The sequence below is a fragment of the Kribbella sp. NPDC051137 genome (assembly GCF_040682535.1).
Classification (GTDB): Bacteria; Actinomycetota; Actinomycetes; order Propionibacteriales; family Kribbellaceae; genus Kribbella; species Kribbella karoonensis.
Genome location: NZ_JBFBBI010000001.1, coordinates 1 through 16,195 on the forward strand (window position 1 = coordinate 1; position 16,195 = coordinate 16,195).

At 68.5% G+C, this 16,195-nt stretch carries 16 protein-coding genes; 9 read left to right on the plus strand and 7 right to left on the minus strand.

The window, feature by feature from the left end; all coding sequences use genetic code 11:
- On the minus strand, window positions 1-554 hold a 554-nt coding region (locus AB0M51_RS00005), incomplete at its 3' end, for a CoA-binding protein (protein WP_363747422.1).
- 1 nt (window position 555) lies between these two features.
- Window positions 556-1,704 (minus strand): ADP-forming succinate--CoA ligase subunit beta, encoded by a 1,149-nt coding sequence (sucC, locus tag AB0M51_RS00010; protein ID WP_344190653.1) that lies wholly within the window; start codon window positions 1,702-1,704, stop codon window positions 556-558.
- Between the two features lie 145 nt (window positions 1,705-1,849).
- Here sucC and AB0M51_RS00015 point away from each other — a divergent pair, with 145 nt between their 5' ends.
- Together AB0M51_RS00015 and AB0M51_RS00020 are read left to right on the plus strand one after the other, a co-directional pair.
- Window positions 1,850-3,190 carry an MFS transporter gene (locus AB0M51_RS00015; RefSeq protein WP_344190651.1) on the plus strand — a complete coding sequence of 447 codons (1,341 nt, stop codon included), beginning with the start codon at window positions 1,850-1,852 and terminating at the stop codon, window positions 3,188-3,190.
- 38 nt (window positions 3,191-3,228) lie between these two features.
- Window positions 3,229-3,780: a hypothetical protein gene (locus AB0M51_RS00020; RefSeq protein WP_344190649.1), complete on the plus strand. Its 552-nt coding sequence runs from the start codon at window positions 3,229-3,231 to the stop codon at window positions 3,778-3,780.
- Here AB0M51_RS00020 and AB0M51_RS00025 read toward each other — a convergent pair.
- Window positions 3,720-3,992 carry a hypothetical protein gene (locus AB0M51_RS00025; RefSeq protein ID WP_344190647.1) on the minus strand — a complete coding sequence of 91 codons (273 nt, stop codon included), beginning with the start codon at window positions 3,990-3,992 and terminating at the stop codon, window positions 3,720-3,722. The genes AB0M51_RS00020 and AB0M51_RS00025 overlap by 61 nt on opposite strands.
- Before the next feature lie 122 nt (window positions 3,993-4,114).
- Between AB0M51_RS00025 and AB0M51_RS00030 the strand changes: the two genes are divergently transcribed.
- The 6 genes from AB0M51_RS00030 to AB0M51_RS00055 are packed head-to-tail and all read left to right on the plus strand — an operon-like array spanning window position 4,115 to window position 12,143.
- The gene (locus tag AB0M51_RS00030; RefSeq protein WP_344190645.1) at window positions 4,115-5,833 is read left to right on the plus strand and encodes a thiamine pyrophosphate-binding protein; all 1,719 of its coding nucleotides are present in this window, start codon (window positions 4,115-4,117) and stop codon (window positions 5,831-5,833) included.
- A gap of 12 nt (window positions 5,834-5,845) precedes the next feature.
- On the plus strand, window positions 5,846-7,072 hold the full coding sequence (frc, locus tag AB0M51_RS00035; RefSeq protein WP_344190643.1) for a formyl-CoA transferase: 1,227 nt from the start codon (window positions 5,846-5,848) through the stop codon (window positions 7,070-7,072).
- A gap of 13 nt (window positions 7,073-7,085) precedes the next feature.
- Complete coding sequence (locus tag AB0M51_RS00040) at window positions 7,086-9,233, plus strand: acetate--CoA ligase family protein (protein ID WP_344190641.1); 2,148 nt, start codon at window positions 7,086-7,088, stop codon at window positions 9,231-9,233.
- 60 nt (window positions 9,234-9,293) lie between these two features.
- Window positions 9,294-10,793, plus strand: a complete 1,500-nt coding sequence (locus tag AB0M51_RS00045; RefSeq protein WP_344190639.1) for an Nramp family divalent metal transporter — start codon at window positions 9,294-9,296, stop codon at window positions 10,791-10,793.
- A 1-nt stretch (window position 10,794) separates the two neighbouring features.
- On the plus strand, window positions 10,795-11,304 hold the full coding sequence (locus tag AB0M51_RS00050) for a hypothetical protein (protein WP_344190637.1): 510 nt from the start codon (window positions 10,795-10,797) through the stop codon (window positions 11,302-11,304).
- A gap of 50 nt (window positions 11,305-11,354) precedes the next feature.
- Window positions 11,355-12,143: a GNAT family N-acetyltransferase gene (locus tag AB0M51_RS00055; protein WP_344190635.1), complete on the plus strand. Its 789-nt coding sequence runs from the start codon at window positions 11,355-11,357 to the stop codon at window positions 12,141-12,143.
- On the opposite strand, the gene AB0M51_RS00060 is transcribed toward AB0M51_RS00055, so the two are convergent.
- From AB0M51_RS00060 to AB0M51_RS00070, 3 genes are all read right to left on the minus strand, one after another.
- Window positions 12,136-12,885, minus strand: a complete 750-nt coding sequence (locus AB0M51_RS00060; RefSeq protein WP_344190633.1) for a GntR family transcriptional regulator — start codon at window positions 12,883-12,885, stop codon at window positions 12,136-12,138. The genes AB0M51_RS00055 and AB0M51_RS00060 overlap by 8 nt on opposite strands.
- A 103-nt stretch (window positions 12,886-12,988) precedes the next feature.
- Complete coding sequence (locus AB0M51_RS00065; RefSeq protein ID WP_344190631.1) at window positions 12,989-13,168, minus strand: hypothetical protein; 180 nt, start codon at window positions 13,166-13,168, stop codon at window positions 12,989-12,991.
- Between the two features lie 84 nt (window positions 13,169-13,252).
- A complete protein-coding gene (locus tag AB0M51_RS00070) occupies window positions 13,253-14,206 on the minus strand; it encodes a LysR family transcriptional regulator (RefSeq protein ID WP_344190629.1) in 954 nt (317 codons plus the stop codon).
- Window positions 14,207-14,354: 148 nt separating this feature from the next.
- On the opposite strand from AB0M51_RS00070, the gene AB0M51_RS00075 reads away from it, so the two are divergent.
- Window positions 14,355-15,122, plus strand: a complete 768-nt coding sequence (locus tag AB0M51_RS00075) for an alpha/beta hydrolase (protein WP_363747428.1) — start codon at window positions 14,355-14,357, stop codon at window positions 15,120-15,122.
- Here AB0M51_RS00075 and AB0M51_RS00080 read toward each other — a convergent pair.
- Entirely contained in the window at window positions 15,104-16,159 is a 1,056-nt protein-coding gene (locus AB0M51_RS00080; RefSeq protein WP_363747430.1) for an acyltransferase, read from the minus strand. The two genes, AB0M51_RS00075 and AB0M51_RS00080, sit on opposite strands and share 19 nt — an antisense overlap.
- Window positions 16,160-16,195: the final 36 nt, after the last annotated feature.

Here is a 16,195-nt window from a genome sequence, read left to right on the forward strand (position 1 = left end):
ATCGGGTCACCACCGATCCCGATCGCCGTCGAGAACCCGAAGTCCTGCAGCTCGTACATCATCTGGTACGTCAGCGTGCCGGACTTGCTGACCAGACCGAGGCGCCCGGGTCCCGCGATGTCCGCCGGGATGATGCCCGCGTTCGAACGGCCCGGGCTGATGATGCCTGGGCAGTTCGGGCCGATCACCCTGGTCCCGTTCGCCTGTGCGTACGCGAAGAACTCGGCGGTGTCGTGCACCGGGACGCCCTCGGTGATCACCACGACCAGTGGGATGGCGGCGTCGACGGCTTCGATCACCGCGGCCTTGGTGAAGCGCGGTGGCACGAACACGACCGACACGTCGGCGCCGGTCGCCCGGACCGCGTGCGCGCACGATCCGTACACCGGGACCGAGCATTTCGCGAAGTCCACCGACTGCCCGCCCTTGCCCGGCGTCACGCCGCCGACCACGGTGGTGCCGGCGGCAAGCATCCGGCTGGTGTGCTTCTGGCCCTCGGCGCCGGTCATCCCTTGGACGAGGACCCGGCTCTTCTCGGTCAGGAAGATCGCCATCTCACTCCGCTCCCTTCTGGGCAGCCAGTTCCGCGGCGCCGTCCATGGTGGCGACCACGGTCACCAGTGGATGGTTGGCCTGGGCAAGGATCTTGCGGCCCTCGTCGACGTTGTTGCCGTCCAGCCTGACGACGAGCGGCTTGTCCGCCTGCCGGCCGAGCACGGCGAGGGCCTGCACGATGCCGTTCGCGACCGCGTCGCAGGCGGTGATGCCGCCGAAAACGTTCACGAACACGCTGCGTACCTGTGGGTCGGACAGGATGATGCCGAGCCCGTTCGCCATCACCTCGGCCGAAGCACCGCCGCCGATGTCGAGGAAGTTCGCCGGTCGCACGCCGTACGGCTCACCGGCGTACGCGACGACGTCCAGGGTCGACATGACCAGGCCCGCGCCGTTGCCGATGATGCCGACCGAACCGTCGAGCTTCACGTAGTTCAGGCCCTTCGCGTGCGCCGCGGCCTCCAGCGGGTCGGCCGCCGCCTTGTCGTCGTACGCCGTGTGCTCCGGGTGCCGGTACGCCGCGTTGCCGTCGAGCGTGACCTTGCCGTCGAGGGCCTCCAGTGAGCCGTCGGCCAGCTTCACCAGCGGATTCACCTCGACGAGCGAGGCGTCCTCGGCGACGAAGACGTCCCACAACCGCCGTACGACCGCAGCGGCGCCGGCCGGGAAGCCCGCCGCCGTGACGATCTCCGCGGCCTTCGCCTCGTCGACGCCCGCGATCGGATCGATCCGGACCTTCGCGATCGCTTCCGGGTGGGTGCGCGCGACCTCCTCGATCTCGACGCCGCCCTCGGTGCTCGCGATGCAGAGGTACTCGCGGTTCGCGCGGTCGACCAGGAACGAGAGGTAGTACTCCTCGGCGATGTCAGCGGCCGGGGCGAGCAGCACGCGCCGCACGGTGTGCCCCTTGATATCCATCCCGAGGATCTCGGCCGCCACCGTGTGCGCCTCCTCCGGGGTGGCGGCGAGTTTCACGCCGCCGGCCTTGCCGCGGCCGCCCGCCTTCACCTGGGCCTTCACCACGACCCGCCCGCCGAGTTCGCGGGCCGCGTCCGGGGCGGCGGCCGGGTCGTCGATCACCCGGCCGAGCGTCACTGGGACGCCGTGCCGGGCGAACAGCTCCTTGGCCTGGTACTCCATCAGGTCCACATCAGCCTCCTGAGAGTGTCTGGTGACGACTGTATGCGGTATGCAATCTTGTCACAAGGGCGTCCAGGTCTGGACATGCCGCGGCCGGAGAGGTACCACAGATCACATGTAGATCTAATACGGTATGCAGTAGTCAGGAGGCGACATGATTTCCACGCCCCGGGATGTGCGTGACGTCTACGGCCGGCGGTACCGGATCGGTGAGGATGCCCGCGAGCTGACCGGACATCCGCGCCGCTGGCAGCTGTGGGCCGCCTGGGCCTGCATGGTCGCGATCAGCCCACTGCAGTACTCCTTCGGAACGGCGGCACTCGGACTGGAGTCCGATCGCGGGTGGGGTACCGCGCGCACGCTCTGGTTGCTCGCGCTCTTCGTCGCCTGCCAGGCGCTGGTCGCGGTGCCCGCCGCCTGGGCGCATCGGGTACGTCGGCTGACGCCGGCGCAGCTCGTCATAGCAGGCGGGGTGCTTGCCGTGGTCGGACTCGTGACGTTGGCCCACGTGCACACCTACGTCGTCGTACTCGTCGGCTACTCGCTGCTCGGCGGCACGGGTGCTGGAATCGTGTACGCGGCCTGCATCACGACGTCGGCGCGCTGGTTCCCGGAGCGGCGGACCGCGACGATCGGCTTCGTCACCGGCGGGTTCGCGGTGGGCGCCGTACCGAGCATCGTGCTGCTGGCGATTGTCGACGAGCCGATTGTCTACGATCTGACGGCCGCGGTGGCGCTGCTGGCGGTGCTGGCCGCCGGAGGGTTGCTGAAGGACCCGCCTCGGCATTGGTGGCCGGCGGAGCTCGATGCTCAGGCCTGGGCTGTCGACCGGAAGCTGAACCGCAGCATTCCGCACAACGCGCCGGCCGTTCGCCAGTACCGTCCCGGTGAGGCCCTGCGGACCGGCGCGCTGCCGTTGATGTGGTTGCTGTTGGCAATCAGTGCCGCGCTGTCACTGTTCGGGATCGCGTTCGTGGTGAGTTACGCGGTCGCGTCCGGACATGCTTTCGGTACGGCGGCGGTTGCTGCCGGGATGCTTGCCGCGGTCAACGGGCTCGGGCGATCGGCGGCGGGCAGTTTGTCGGACCGCTTCGGTCGGCGGCGGGTGCTGGCGGCAGTGCTGATGATCGAAGGATTCGCACATATCGGGCTGGTGGTGGCGAACGCGGGCTGGGCCTTCGTCCTGTGCGCGATGTTCGCCGGGCTGGGCGGAGGCGCGTTCTACGCGATCATGGCGAACCTCGTGCTGGAGTTCTTCGGCGAGAACAGCCTGTTGCAGAACCAGGCGATTCTCTACTCCGCCAAGGCCGTGGGCGGGTTGCTGGGGATCGGTGTCGCTGCGTCCTTGGTGAGCGTGGCGGGGTACCGTCCGCTGTTCCTCGGCGCTGGGCTCCTCGGTGTGCTGACCGCACTGAGTGTGCGTCTTCTCAAACAGCCCGGGCGGCCGGCGCTTCCTGCGCGCCCCCAGCTGGGTACTCCGGTGACCGGCGAGTGAACGGCTACGCCAAGATCCCGCGTCCTGATCCCTGTTTGATGGAGTTGGTCTCCCGGCTGGCGCGAGAACCCTGGACCGACCACCCGTCAACCGTCCACCCCGTCCTCGGTGCCGCCGCCCGCGCCGCCCACGACCACGCCACTCCTTCCGCCCGTCCCCTCCTCCTCCCGCTGGCCCCACGCTTCCTCGACACCAACACCCCCGGACTCGAGCCCTCCGCCCGCCTGGTCGCCCTCTGTGTCTCCACCGCCCTGGCAACCACCAAGCCCTCCGAAGAACTGTTGTCCGGGGACGAGCGGCGGAGGTTGATGGCTGCCCGGCAGACGGCGTTGTATCTGCTCGGCGACGAAGAAGGCCCCGGGGGAGCGGCGCGATGGTGGTTGCCGGCGTTGTCACGGGTGGGGTGGAGCGAGCGGTTCTACCGGAGCTTCGTCGCCACGGAGCAGGTGGCGGAGGCGGCGGCGGTCGTCGCGCGTGCACCTGACAGCGACCGGCGGTTGCGGCAGCTGCTCAAGCAGTGCTTGGCGGTTCAAGGCGCCGTACGCCCCAGGCCTTCCTGCTCCGCCTCGGCCCAGAAGTCGTGGGCGTAGTCGTCGTCCGGGATGGCCACCAGTTCGTGCGGCCGCGACCGGACGCCGACCTGCTCCTCCAGCCGCCGGAGGTCCGCGGTGCAGCGCTCGAGGTCGTCCAGAAGCCGCAGTACGTCGACGTGCGGACCGACGCGATTCCTCAATGCCATCAGGGATTTCTCCAGTGCGAGGAGCGCGGCGCGGGTGCGGTCGAGTTCGCCGGAAATCGTCATCACAGCCTCCTGGCCCCGAGCTCTGGACAACTGCTGTCGCCTGGGTTAAGACTACGACTACACCATACGGTATGCAATCTACATCAAGCCGGATCACGGCCTTTCCGAGGAGTTGACTGCAGATGGCGCAGACAGTGTCGGAGACCCAACCAGTCGCGGACGTCCCTCGAGGCACCGAGCCGGAGACGATCTCCGGCGGTCACCTCGTCGCGAAGGCCCTGAAGGCCGAGGGGATCGACGTGATCTTCACCCTCTGCGGCGGTCACATCATCGACATCTACGACGGCTGCGTGGACGAGGGCATCGCGGTGGTGGACGTCCGGCACGAGCAGGTCGCGGCACACGCCGCCGACGGGTACGCGCGTGTCACCGGCAAGCCGGGCTGCGCGGTCGTCACCGCCGGCCCCGGTACGACGGACGCGGTCACCGGCGTCGCGAACGCGTTCCGCGCCGAGAGCCCGATGCTGCTGATCGGCGGCCAGGGTGCGCTGAACCAGCACAAGATGGGGTCCCTGCAGGACCTGCCGCACGTCGACATGATGACGCCGATCACGAAGTTCGCGGCGACGGTGCCGCACACCGCGCGGGCGGCCGACATGGTCTCGATGGCGTTCCGCGAGTGCTACAACGGCGCGCCCGGCCCGTCGTTCCTGGAGATCCCGCGCGACATCCTGGACAACTCGGTCCCGGTCGACTCCGCGACGGTCCCGGAGGCCGGCCACTATCGCGCGTCGACGAAGAGCATCGGCGACCCGGCGAACGTCGAGGCACTCGCGGATCTGCTGGTCCGCGCGGAGAAGCCCGTCGTACTGCTCGGCTCCCAGGTGTGGACGTCCCGCGGCAGCGACGCTGCGATCGACTTCGTCCGGACCCTCGACATCCCGGCGTTCATGAACGGTTCGGCCCGCGGCACGCTGCCGCCCGGCGACCCGCACCACTTCCACCTCTCCCGGCGGTACGGGTTCAACAACGCCGACCTGATCCTGATCGTCGGGACGCCGTTCGACTTCCGGATGGGGTACGGGCGCCGGCTGCCGAAGAGCGCCACCGTCGTACAGATCGACCTCGACTACCGCACCGTCGGGAAGAACCGCGACATCGACCTCGGCCTGGTCGGCGACCCGGGAGCGATCCTGGCGGCCGTCACGCAGGCGGCGTCGGGCCGGATCCGGAAGACCGACCGCAAGGCCTGGTTCGCGGAGCTCCGCGCCGAGGAGGACGCGGCGTACCAGAAGCGCCTGCCGCGGCAGCTCTCCGACGCGAACCCGATCCACCCGCTGCGGCTCGCGCACGAGATCAACGAGTTCCTCACCGAGGACTCGATCTACATCGGCGACGGCGGCGACATCGTCACGTTCTCCGGCGGCGTCGTGCAGCCGAAGTCGCCCGGCCACTGGATGGACCCGGGCCCGCTCGGCACGCTCGGTGTCGGGATCCCGTTCGTGCTCGCGGCGAAGTACGCGCGACCCGACAAGGAGGTCGTCGCGCTGTTCGGCGACGGGGCGTTCTCGCTGACCGGCTGGGACTTCGAGACGCTGGTCCGCTACAACCTCCCGTTCGTCGGTGTGGTCGGCAACAACTCGTCGATGAACCAGATCCGCTACGGCCAGGAAGCGAAGTACGGCAAGGACCGCGGCCGGGTCGGCAACACCCTCGGCGACGTGAAGTACGACGAGTTCGCCCGGATGCTCGGCGGGTACGGCGAGGAGGTCCGCGACCCCGCGGACATCGGGCCGGCGCTGCTGCGGGCCCGCGAGTCCGGACTGCCGTCGCTGATCAACGTCTGGGTCGACCCGGACGCCTACGCCCCCGGAACCATGAACCAGACCATGTACAAGTAAAGGGGACCCAGTATGAGTAAGGCCCTCGAAGGTGTCCGTGTCCTCGATATGACCCATGTGCAGTCCGGCCCGTCCTGCACCCAGATTCTCGCCTGGCTCGGCGCCGACGTGATCAAGCTCGAGGCACCGACCGGCGACATCACCCGCCAGCAGCTGCGCGACCTGCCGGACGTCGACAGCCTCTACTTCACGATGCTGAACTGCAACAAGCGCAGCATCACGCTGAACCTGAAGTCCGGCCGCGGCAAGGAGATCTTCACCGACCTGGTCAAGAACTCCGACGTCCTGGTGGAGAACTTCGCGCCGGGCGCGATCGACCGGATGGGCTTCACCTGGGAACGGCTGCAGGAGATCAACCCCGGGCTGATCTTCGCCTCGATCAAGGGGTTCGGGCCCGGACGGTACGAGAACTTCAAGGCGTACGAGGTGGTCGCCCAGGCGATGGGCGGCGCGATGAGTACGACGGGGTTCGAGGACGGCCCGCCGACCGCGACCGGCGCGCAGATCGGCGACTCCGGGACCGGGATCCACCTGGTGGCCGGCATCCTCGCCGCGCTGTTCCAGCGGACCGGCACCGGCAAGGGCCAGCGGGTCACGGTGGCGATGCAGGAAGCCGTCCTGAACCTCACCCGGGTGAAGCTCCGCGACCAGCAGCGGCTCACGCACGGGCCGCTGCGCGAGTACCCGAACGACAACTTCGGCGAGGCGGTGCCGCGGTCCGGGAACGCCTCCGGCGGCGGGCAGCCCGGCTGGGCGCTGCGCTGCGCGCCCGGCGGGCCGAACGACTACATCTACGTGATCGTGCAGCCGCCCGGGTGGGCGCCGATCGCGCAGCTGATCGGCAAGCCCGAACTGGCCGAGGACCCGGACTGGGCGACGCCGGCCGCGCGGCTCGACAAGCTCGACAAGATGTTCGCGCTGATCGAGCAGTGGACCGAGCAGCACACCAAGTTCGAGGTGATGGACAGGCTGAACGCGCTGAACGTGCCGTGCGGGCCGATCATGTCGACCGCCGAGCTGATCGCCGACGAGACGCTCGCCGACCTCGGCGCGGTGGTCGAGGTCGAGCACCCGCAGCGCGGCAGCTTCAAGACCGTCGGCTGCCCGATCAAGCTGTCCGACTCGCCGGTCGAGGTGCAGACCTCGCCCGGACTCGGCGAACACAACTCCGCCATCTACGGCTCGCTCGGGATCTCCGAGGCCGAGCTCGACGACCTGAAGAGCGCGGGCGTGATCTGACGTGGGAGAGCAGATGACATACGACAAGGCAACCGTCCAGGCCGTCCTCGACCGCGCGCTGGCCGACGGCCGTACGTCGCTGAGCGCGCCCGAGGCCAAGCTGGTCGCCGACGCGTACGGCATCCCGACGCCGGGCGAGGGACTGGCCACCAGCGCCGACGGCGCCGCCGGTCTCGCGGCCGGGATCGGTTTCCCGGTCGTGCTGAAGATCGTCTCGCCGGACATCCTGCACAAGACCGAGGCCGGCGGGGTGGTGGTCGGGGTCGACTCCGAGGACGCCGTACGGCGGGCCTATCAGCAGATTGTCGACAATGCGAAAGCCTACAAACCGGATGCCGACATCGTCGGAGTGCAGGTGCAGCAGATGCTGGCCACCGGCGGTGACGTGCAGGAGGTGATCGTCGGCGCGGTCACCGATCCGACGTTCGGCAAGGTGGTCGCGTTCGGGCTCGGCGGCGTACTGGTCGAGGTGCTGAAGGACGTCACGTTCCGGCTGGCGCCGCTGACCGACGGCGAGGCCCGGGCGATGGTCGACGGGATCGAGGCGCACGAGATGCTCGAGGGCGTCCGCGGCGCCCGGCCGGTCGACAAGGAGATTGTCGGCAATCTGATCAAACGGCTGTCCGACCTGGTCACAGACTTCCCGCAGTTCGCCGAGGTGGACCTGAACCCGGTGCTCGCGGGACCGGACGGCGCCACCGCGGTCGACTTCCGGATCATCGTCGACGCCGAGGCCGGCAAGCCGGTCGAGCGCTACAGCTCCGAGCAGATCCTGACCGCGATGACCCGGATCATGCGGCCGAGCGCGGTCGCGGTGATCGGGGCGTCCAACGAGGACGGCAAGATCGGCAACTCGGTGATGAAGAACCTCGTCAACGGCGGGTACGCCGGCGACATCTACCCGGTCAACCCGAAGGGCGGCGAGGTCCTCGGGCGGAAGGCGTTCCCCAGCATCCTCGACGTGCCCGGTGACGTCGACGTCGCGGTGTTCGCCGTACCGGCCAAGTTCGTCGGGGCGGCGCTCGAGCAGTGCGGCGAGAAAGGCGTCGCGGGCGCGATCCTGATCCCGTCCGGGTTCGCCGAGACCGGTGAGCAGGAGCTCCAGGACGAGGTCGTCGCGATCGCCCGCAAGCACAACGTGCGGATCCTCGGGCCGAACATCTACGGCTACTACTACCTCCCGGAGAAGCTCTGCGCGACCTTCTGCACGCCGTACGACGTGCAGGGAAGCGTCGCGCTCTCGTCACAGAGCGGCGGCATCGGGATGGCCATCCTCGGCTTCAGCCGCTCCAGCCGGATGGGAGTTTCCGCGATCGTTGGGGTAGGCAACAAGGCCGATATCGACGAGGATGACCTCCTGACGTTCTTCGAGAGCGACGACAACACCAACCTGATCGCCATGCACCTTGAGGACCTGAAGGACGGCCGGGCCTTCGCCGAGACGGCGGCCCGGGTGTCGAGGCGGAAGCCGGTCGTCGTACTGAAGGCCGGCCGCACCGCCCTGGGCGCGCGGGCCGCCAGCTCGCACACCGGCGCCCTGGCCGGCGACGACAAGGTGTACGACGACATCCTGAAGCAGAGCGGGGTGGTCCGCGCGCCGGGGCTGAACGAGATGCTCCAGTACGCCCGCGGGATCCCGCTGCTGCCGACGCCGAAGGGCGAGAACGTCGTGATCATCACCGGCGCGGGCGGTTCCGGCGTACTGCTGTCGGACGCCTGCGTGGACGCCGGCCTGACCCTGATGGACATCCCGGACGACCTGGACGCGGCGTTCCGGAAGTTCATCCCGCCGTTCGGCGCGGCCGGCAACCCGGTCGACATCACCGGCGGCGAACCGCCCTCGACGTACCGGAACACGATCGCGCTCGGGCTGTCCGACGAACGCATCCACGCGCTGATCCTGGGCTACTGGCACACGATCGTGACGCCGCCGATGGTGTTCGCGAAGCTGGTCGCCGAGGTGGTCGAGGAGTTCCGGGCCAAGGGCATCGACAAGCCGGTGGTCGCCTCGCTGTCCGGCGACGTCGAGGTCGAGGAGGCCGCGCGATACCTGTTCGACCACGGCGTCGTCGCCTACCCCTACACCACCGAGACCCCGGTCCAGGTCCTCGGTGCCAAGTACCGCTGGGCCCGCAACGCCGGTCCGCTCGGCCGCAGCTGATTGGAGGAACCAGTCCGCGGGGGAACAACCGCTAGTTGGCGTCGAACTAAGGAGTCCGCCTTGGACGTCACGAGCAAGACCTCAGAAGTACCCGAAGAGCCTGCTGCGACGGCAGCGACCGAGAAGGTCTGGAAAGCGGGCAGGCTCGAACCGATGCCGATCCGGAAACTTCCGGACGCACCGCCCTCGATGCACATCCTCGGCCCGACCGTGTTCCTGGTCGCGCTGGGCGTGGGTATGGGGGAGTCGTACATGTGGCCCCGGCTCGTCCTGGTGTTCGGGCCGGACATCCGCTGGTTGTTCATGGTCGGCGTCACGCTGCAGGCGTTCGTGCTGCTGGAGATGGCGCGGTACGCGATGGCCACCGGGGAGAGCATCTTCTTCGGCGCGGCCCGGATCTTCAAACCGCTGATGTGGTTCTTCTACGCGGCGGCGATCCTGATCTACATGTGGCCGGGCCATCTGTCCGCCGGCGCGGCCGCCTTCGAGGAGGTCACCGGCATCCCCTGGCAGGTCACCGCGTGCGTGGCTCTGGTGTTCGTGGGTGTGCTGTTCAGCATGTTGTCGGTGATTTACAACTTCCTGGAGAAGCTGCTCGGCGTACTGATCGGCCTGCTGGTGGTCGGTACGTCGGTGATCGCGGCGATCGTCGGCAGCTGGGACGACCTCGGCCGGACGCTGAGCGGGATGTTCGCCTTCGGGTACTTCCCGAGCGACGTGATGACCAAGGCCTGGTTCCCGGTGGTGGTCGGCTCGATCGCGTTCGCCGGGCCGTCCGGGATGCAGCAGATGTGGTACACGCTGCAGTTGCGGGACAGCGGCGCCGGCATGGGCGCGCACATCCCGAAGATCCGCGGCCTGCGGTCCTCGGGCGAGGCGGAGTCGATGCCGTCGCGCGGGTTCATGTTCGACACCGAGGACCCGGCCGAGATGGCGAAGTGGAAGGGCTGGCGCAAGTGGGTGACGTTCGACGCGATCCTGCTGTTCTGGGGGATCACGATGCTGGTCACGATCTCGTTCACGGTCCTGGCGATGTCGGCGGCCCGGGAGAACCCGAACGTCGGCACGCTGATCGAGGGCGGTGACCGGGAGGCGGCGCTGAAGGCGATGTCGGACTCGTTCGCGTCGGCCGGCTCGCCGATCCTCGGTACGTTGTTCTTCGCCTTCATCGCGCTGATCGGGCTGAACGCGACCCTCGGGCTGTTCGACTCGTTCTCCCGCGGGCAGGCGGACATGACGTACTACTTCGTGCCCGGTGCGAAACGGTTCTCGATGTCGCGGCTGTACGCCGGGTTCCTGTGGGGCGTGATCCTGTTCGGGATCCTGATCCTGCTGTTCGGCCCGGCCGACGGTCCGGCGGGCATCCTGGACACGCTGGCGTTCCTGTCGACGTTCGCGATGGGCGCGTACTGCGTCGTGCTGCTGCTGACCAACAACAGGCTGCTGCCGAAGAAGATCCGGCCCGGCCCGGTGCGGAACGTGATCATCGGGTTCGGAGCGGTGTTCTACCTCGGCATGTTGTTCTACTGCCTGTTCCGCTTCGGCGTGGCAGTGGGCTGACATGAAGGAGCTTGCGGAGTACTGCGTCCCGGCCGCCTCGGTCGGCGCCGCCGCGGGACTGGTCGCCGGCGGACTGGCCGCGTTCGCCGGCCGGCCCGTCGGCTGGTCGGTCCTCAGCGGCCTCGGCCTCGGCGTACCGCTGATCCTGTTCGGCTCCGGGTACGCCGTACTCGTGGCCCTCGGCAAAGTCCCCGCGGGGGTGTTCGCCCCGGCGGCGGTCTACTGGGCCATCGCGTTCCCGCTGGCGCTCCTGGTCCACGGGATCACCACGGTCTGGCTGGTCACCGGGACGCCCGGTCTGCCCGTCGACCCGTGGAAGTTCCTGGCGTTCCGGGCGTTGGTCAGCATGGGGTTCGCGATCGGCTTCCTCTGGATGCACGACCAGATAGCCCGCTTCTGGTGGCCCCGGATCCTCGATCACAACCGCTACGCCAACCGCACCGTCACTCAGTACCACAACCTGTCCACAACCCTCCAAGCCCGCAAGGCCGCGACCGGCCGGAAGAGCTGAAACCCCGCCCGCACCGCCCAGGTGCGGGCGGGTTGTGGGATCGTGCGGAGATGACCACCCGGTGGCGTCGTGCGACTGCTGCGGACGCGGAGTTGCTGGCGGCGCTCGCGGCGGTCGACGTGACCGTGGTACGGGCGTTTCTGCGGAGCTGGCGGGTCGACATCAGCGCGGCCGGCGACGCCGCCGTGGCGGTCCTGCCGCCGGCGGACGGACACCGGAGGGGGTACGGCGCTTGGTTCGTCCGGGGCAGTACGGACGAAGCGGCCGCCCAGTTGGTGCGGCTGGCGAGATCGACGCCCGGGGTGGAAGTCCTGCAGATCGGGCTGCCTGCCGACGAGACCGTCCGCGACGAGCGTTTCCAGCGTGCCTACCCCGTCTGGACCATGGCCCACGACGGGCTCAGCTGGCCCGAGCACGAGCCGGTTCCGGCGGCGCGGCTCAGGTACTGCGGGCCGGCCGACGTACCGCTGGACGAATTCCAGCGCGCGTACGAACAGGCGTACCGCGACCAACGGCTCGTCGAACCGCACACTTCCTGGGACCGCCCACCAGACCACGGCGCGCTGGCAGTCACCCCTGTGAACCAGGTAGCCGGGTTTGTCCTCGGCTTCCACCAGCCAGACGGCAGCATCGAGCTAGGGCCGATCGGCACCGTCCCCAGCTGGCGCGGGCGAGGTGTCTGTACGGCGTTGCTCGCCACCGTGCTGTACCGCTCCCGAGGACTCCACCTGCGCCTGACCGTCGACGGTGAGAGCCCGACCCGTGCGCAGGACCTCTACCTGCGGCACGGCTTCCGGATCACCGAGCGGCTGATCAGGTACGAAGTACAGCTCAGGTAGTCCGCCGGCGACGCTTCTGGACCGGAGCCGACGGCTCGGGCGCCGGGTCTGCGGCCTGGAGGTCGTGGTAGGCCTTGCGGGTGTGTTCGGTGTGTTCGCGCATGATCTGGGCGGCCTTGTCCTCGTCGCCTTCGCTGATCGCCTTCACGAGGCGGTTGTGTTCGCGCCAGGACGCCGCGCCGCGGACGGGTGCCACGGGCGTGTAGTACCAGCGGACGCGCCGGTCGACCTGTGCCGCGAAGTCGACCAGGAAGCGGTTGCCCGACATCTCGGTGATGAGGCTGTGCAGCTCGCCGTTGGTCCGGACGGTGCCGTCGATGTCGCCGGCCTCCTGGTACGCCGTACCGACCCTGCACAACTCGCGGAGCTTGGCGACGTCATCCTTGGACGCGTGCCGGGCGGCGAGTCGCGCGGACTCGGACTCGAGCGCGGCGCGGGCCGCGAGCAACTGGTCGACCTCGTCGTCGGCCGGCACGTGCACCATCGCGCCGAACCCGGGGCGCAGGTCCACCCAGCCCTCGTTGTTCAGCCGCTGCAGGGCCTCGCGCACCGGCTGCCGGGAGACGCCCAGCAGTTCGGCGAGCTCGACCTCGACGAGGTGCCGCCCGCGCTCCAGCGTGCCGTCGATGATCATCTCGGTGAGGGCCTCGTACACCGACTCGCGCAGCGGCTGCGGCCGCTTGACGTGCCGTGCGCCTGCCGGTTCCGCGCCCGCCCCTGGCCCCGCGCTGATCGTCGTCATGACGTCCCTTTCCGGTCCTTCAGTGATGGCACTTGGTAGACAGTCTACCAAGTGCCATGACCTGACATACAGCTCTGTCGACAGCCGTCCGGTACCCCGTGGATCAGGCGGCCGACTCGCCGGCGTTCCGGCGGTCGTCGTCGTGCGCGGCGCGCCCCGGGTCGCCGGTCAACGCGGCGAGCTCCGCGTCGACGTCCACCGGCTTGTTCAACTCCTGCAGCTCCGGGGCATCCGGGAACTGCGGCCGCGCCGCCAGAGCACCGAACCTACGCGTGAAAATCATGTCCACCTCTCATTGAATTCTGGCTTCTGTATACATTGAACCAGCAGTACTCGCCGGTTATGTCCAGATCTCACGTGATCCCGCTTACACCGCCGGGATCGCGAGATCGCCAGAACCCATCAGATGGACGTCGAGCAGATCGTCGAGAGCTTTCTGTACCCCTGCCTGCCGCGCGACGTCGAGCAACGCCCTCGCCTGCACGGGCTCGGGGCTGCGCGCGGCGATGACCAGTCCGACCCGCGGGCCGTTCGCCGGCCGCTTGAGCGGTACGACGCGCATCCCGTCCGGCACGCCGAACATGTGTAGCCACGCGTGCGAGATCACCGTCGACCAGTGGTTGCCGTGGAGGTGGCTGTAGAGGCCGGACACGGTGTCGCTTTCGATCGACGGGTTCGCGGTGGCGCCGTCGTCGGTGAAGTACCCGTTCATGATCCGGCGGTTGCGCATGTCGGGGGAGAGCAGGCACAACGGTAGCTCCGCGACCTGCGCCCAGGTGGCGATCGGCAGTTCGGCGAGCTCGGTGTGTTTCGGCGTCAGCAGCAGGTACCGCTCCTCGTACAGCGGGGTCTTGCGGACCTGGCCGAGCGTGTCGTCGTCGAGGTACGTCATCGCGACGTCCAGGTCGAACTCGGCCAGCTTGTGCGTGATGTCGCGCGACGACAGCGATTCCAGCGTGACCCGCGCGTTCGGGTGCCGCTCGCAGAACGGCGTGGTGAGCAGTGAGACGACCGGCATCGCGGTCGGGATCGCGCCGAGCCGGAGGGTGCCGGTCAGGCCGCCGCGCAACATCGACAGCTCCTGCCGGAGTGCGTCCTGCTCGGCGAGGATCCGTTGCGCCCAGAGCAGCACCCGCTCACCCTCCGGTGTCAGCCCCTCGAACCGGCGCCCGCGCCGAACGATCGGGACGTCCAGCTCCTGCTCGAGCTTGCGGATCGCGGCGGACAGCGACGGCTGCGAGACGTAGCAGGCGTCCGCGGCCCGGGCGAAGTGCTTCTCCCGCGCGAGGGCGACGAGGTACTCCAGCTGGCGGAGCAACATCAGCGCCCCGAATGCGGTGTGCAGTCGCCCGTATACATAATCCAACTGTAGTGAGCCGGGCTGATCCCGGCAATGGCGTGAACTGGATCACACCGTGTCTGGTCGGCGGACACCCGTTCGACGTTCTGTCAGAGAGAGGAGCTATCTGATGGAGAAGGTCGTTTCGAAGGACGGGACCGAGATCGCGTACGACGTGACCGGTAGCGGACCCGGACTGGTGCTGGTCGCCGGCGCGTTCACGGGCCGCGCGTACTTCGCCGAGTACGCCCAAGCGCTGTCGTCGACGTTCACGGTCATCGCGTACGACCGCCGTGGTCGCGGTGACTCCGGTGACACCGCGCCGTACGCGGTGGAGTGTGAGTGGGAGGACCTGGACGCCGTACGGTCGGCTTCAGGCGCGCAGTACGCCTGTGCGTTCTCTTCGGGGAGCATGGTGCTGTTGCAGGCTGGGCTGCCGTTCGAGAAGCAGGCGGTCGTGGAGCCGCCGTTCCGCGTCGATGGCGCGCCGCCGGCGCCGGAGCGGTACCTGGAGCGGCTGCAGGAGTACGTTGCGGCCGGGGACCCGGGTGGTGCGGCTGAACTGTTCATGGTGGAGGCGGTCGGCCAGCCGCGCGAGCTGGTCGAACAGATCCGCCAGACACCTATGTGGGCCGGGCTGGAGGCAATGGCGCCCACACTGGTGTACGACGCGCTGCAGATGCGGGACAGCGCCGTACCGCTGGACCTGCTCGCGTCTATCGAGGTTCCGACGCTAGGGCTCTACAGCAATGCCAGCCCGGAGTGGTTGCAGCGCTCCGTACGAGAGACGGCTGCAGCGCTGCCTCAGGGCACTGTGGAGGGCCATGACGGCACGTTCCACACGCTGTCGCCTGAGACGCTCGCAGCCGTGCTGCGGGACTACTTCGTGACCAACTGAACAGGTCTGCTCAGCAGGCGCTTCAGACGCGGTGCAAGCGGCCGTTCGACGCCGTAATGCAGGACGGCCGCGACACCGACCATCAGCAGCATCGTGGCGGCGACCAGGAGGGCGTGGTTCACCTGGTCGCCGAGACGTTCGAAGATGATGAAGCCGATGTGTGCGTGCACCAGGTAGAGCGGATACGTGAGCGCACCGAGCACCGCGAACCACGGCCGGCCCAGGCGGTGCGTGAGTTTCAGCGCGACCGCGAGCATGATCGCGAAGATCGCCACGATGATCGCGACCACGACCGGCCGGTGGATCTCGGTGTGGTACCGGATCCCGACCCGGTCCGCGAATCCGGTGCCGCGGTAGACGGCGTTGCCGAGCGAGATCGCGACGAGCGCGAGCGTCTGCGGCGTCGGCCCGTACCGGTGGATCAGGCAGAGCGCCATCCCGGCGATGAAGTAGTGCGCGAACTGCGTGTTCAGCACCAGATCGGTTGCGTGCGGCAACAGTCCGGCCTGGAACACGAACGTCGCCGCCAGCCATGCCCAGCAGAAGACCGTCACCCGGCGCGCGGTGATCCCGATCCAGGTCAGCACCAGGATCATCGCGTAGAACCGGAGCTCGGCCCACAACGTCCAGTAGACGACGTCGACGTTCTCGATGTTCGGCAGTGAGTTGAACATCGTGAGGTTCGCCAGGTACTGCGGTAACGAAACCGGGAACCGCCCCTGACTGAAACCGACCGACACCAGGGTGGTGAGCGTGACCGCGACCCAGTACGCCGGGTACAGGCGGACCGCTCGCGAGACCACGAACGACCGCGGGCTCCGGTTCCACGCGCTGAGCAGCACGACGAAGCCGCTGATCGTGAAGAACAGGTCGACGCCGAGGTACCCGTACCGCGCCACCAGATCGACATGCGGGAAGTGCAGACCGCCCAGCCCACCGGCGTACGCCGAGAACAGGTAGTGGTACGCCATCACCGACACCGCCGCGCAGATCCGCAACAGATCGACCTCGTGAAGCCTACCCGCTCTGGAATCCACAGCCGTAGTCTGCCGACGCGCTGTGCGCCGATCGTC